This is a genomic window from Anaerosporobacter sp., assembly GCF_031551385.1.
GTDB lineage: Bacteria > Bacillota > Clostridia > Lachnospirales > Lachnospiraceae > Anaerosporobacter.
Genome location: NZ_JAVBNS010000238.1, coordinates 1 through 2,771 on the forward strand (window position 1 = coordinate 1; position 2,771 = coordinate 2,771).

The window sequence follows — 2,771 nt, forward strand, 5'->3', positions numbered from 1 at the left end:
TCCGCTATAATTCGGAAAAATAAATAAGCGGTTTTTTGTTTTTCAGTATAACACATAACAGCTCATATGTAAATTTTACTTTACTACGGAAATCAGCAATTTATAATCTCTTTCTTCTTGACCCATACGCTGACCCATTATAGCAAAGCAGACAGCGGACTTACCGGACACAGCATCATGGTTTTTGCTGTTTTACCTGACCAAACAGCGCCAAACGGACTGTAATTCACTGTATTTTCAATGAAACACCTATTGGAATCCGAACCCCCAAGGTTTGGACAACGATAGGTGTTCTGTTATTCCCCTTATTTCATGCGGGTTCGACACTATTGCTTTTGCAATTCAAACTGGACACGATTTCCGAAAAAGTTTAAAACAGAAGCAGAAAAACTTAAAAAGGATAAATCTGAACCCAGTTGTCTAATTTGAAATGGCTTCTAAATTGGCTTGTTTGCTTGCATAATCAAGTTCTTTCTGTTCCGGTGTCTTGTAACCATTTTTTGCATGAGGACTTCTCTCATTATAAAACTCCATATAGTTATCAACTGCCGTTCTGAATTCATTTTCTGAACGGTATTTTGTTCGGTATAATTCCTCTCGCTTTAGAGAAGCAAAGAAAGATTCCATGACAGAATTGTCGTATGGAACATGAGCTCTCGAATATGATTGTGTAATTTGAAATGATTTCAAGTACCAACAAAAAGTTTTAGAGCGGTAGTTTGATCAACGATCAGTATGAAAGATTAAATCTTCATCGGGGTTTCTACTTTCAAATGAAGCCTTAAATGTACTTTTTACTAATTGTGTGCTATTGGCTTTTCCTACTTTGTATCCAACAATTGTGCGAGCATATAAGTTCAGTATAGCACAGATATAATAATTCTTATTGTTATATCTGAAGTATGTAATATCACTTACCCATACTTGATTCGGCTTTCTAGTATTAAATTGTTGATTCAAATAATTCTTATGCCTACGTTTTTCTTTATCATACATGTCCTTTGCTTCTTGACGTATGCTCACAAGCCCCATATCCTGCATCAGTTCCCTGACCATTTCCACACTAATGCGACATCCTTCGTTTTTGATTATAGCAGCAATCTTAGCCGCTCCAAAAATTTGATTGCTGTCATCATAAACCTGTTGGATTTTAATTCTGAATTCTTCCCGACGTTTCGCATACCAAGTATGGTCTCGTTTATTTCGTATAATGTGGTTGTAAAATGTACCTCTTGGCACATTCAATGCTTCACAAAGCATATGAACGCTGTATTGACCGCAAAGTGTTTCCAATTGGCAAAGTTTTATTTCAAGTGGATCATTAACAGTACATTCGACAGCTTGCAAAATTTCAATAATACCTTCCAACCGTTTTATCTTATTTTCGAGCAGCCGGTAACTCTGGGCAGTTATTGCTTTCTTTCCGCTCTCCTGTTCCTCCTGGTATTGTTTTATCCAAGCATATAAAGTGCTGCGGGGAATTTCAGCGTCAGTAGAAATCTTACTGACAGATTCACCAGACGAGTAGCGATCAATTATAGTTTGTTTTTCTGACTCTGTGTATTTATGGTTCATGTTATACCATCTCCTTTGAGAAAAGTATAGCATGAGTCTTTTAAATTGTACAAAAACCAAATACGCAGAACCATATTCATTAATAAACTTATCCGGTAACAAGAAAGCAAACTGTTCTGCAAATTATTAAATATGCTAATCATCATAAAAGCTATGAAAAATGAATAGCTTTTAAAATAAAATTATATTTTTGTCCTAAAAGTATATCAATTTGTCCCAAGAAGTGATATAATAAATTTATAGGAAAATTGGAGGGTACCATTATGAAAAAGCAAAATGTCTTAAACCTAATAAAATATCATGTTGAAAGAAATGAGAATGCTTTTAGGAATGAAGCGATAAATATAGCAAGATATTTTGATAGTATCGGGGATGATCAGCTGGCTGAATATATCATGGGGCTAATTTCAGAATCAAATTTATACACACCGCAAAGTAGCGATTTTGAAAGTGAATTTTTGAAACAGTTAGATATTAAGGAGATAGAACCGTTAAATTTACCTTTAGAAATATCCGATGATATAAAAGGTATTATTAATGCAGTGAATCATAACATTGGCATTAATAAATTTCTCTTTGAAGGGCTACCTGGAAGCGGGAAAACAGAAGCAGCAAAGCATGTGGCCCGCTTACTTGATCGAACATTGTTCTATGTTGATTTTGATAATTTAATTGATAGCAGATTAGGCCAAACTAACAAAAATATCACAGGAGTTTTTAATGAAATAAACATGATCCCTCACCCGAACAGAATTGCAATTCTGTTCGATGAAATAGATGTAATCGCACTTGATAGAATAAACTCTCGTGATGTGCGTGAAATGGGAAGAGTTACTTCAACTATATTGAAGGAGCTTGATAGATTAACTGATTTAAATAGAGAGATTGTAATTATTGCAACAACAAACTTGTATGCGAATTTTGACAAGGCGTTGACAAGACGTTTTGATGCAATTATTAATTTTAATCGATATCGTAAGGAAGATTTAATTGAAGTTGCTGAGTATTATTTTTCATCCTTCGTTAAAAATTTCAAAGGTATTTCAAAGGATACAAGACTATTTAGAAAAATACTGAAAACATCAAACAATCTGCCTTATCCTGGCGAACTAAAAAACATTATTAAAACAGCTTTGGCATTCAGTGATGCAAGTTTTGAATCTGACTACTTAAGGAGACTTTATAATAATTTAGTT

3 protein-coding genes are annotated in these 2,771 nt (G+C 34.0%); 1 reads left to right on the forward strand and 2 read right to left on the reverse strand.

Translation table 11 applies throughout. From position 1 onward, the window contains the following. Positions 1-420: 420 nt before the first annotated feature. Together RMR19_RS18055 and RMR19_RS18060 are read right to left on the reverse strand one after the other, a co-directional pair. A complete protein-coding gene (locus tag RMR19_RS18055; protein ID WP_310604900.1) occupies positions 421-690 on the reverse strand; it encodes an integrase core domain-containing protein in 270 nt (89 codons plus the stop codon). A gap of 33 nt (positions 691-723) precedes the next feature. Continuing rightward, complete coding sequence (locus RMR19_RS18060) at positions 724-1,575, reverse strand: IS3 family transposase (protein WP_310604901.1); 852 nt, start codon at positions 1,573-1,575, stop codon at positions 724-726. Between the two features lie 263 nt (positions 1,576-1,838). On the opposite strand from RMR19_RS18060, the gene RMR19_RS18065 reads away from it, so the two are divergent. Further along, a partial coding sequence (locus RMR19_RS18065; protein WP_310604902.1) for an ATP-binding protein occupies positions 1,839-2,771 on the forward strand: 933 nt, incomplete at its 3' end.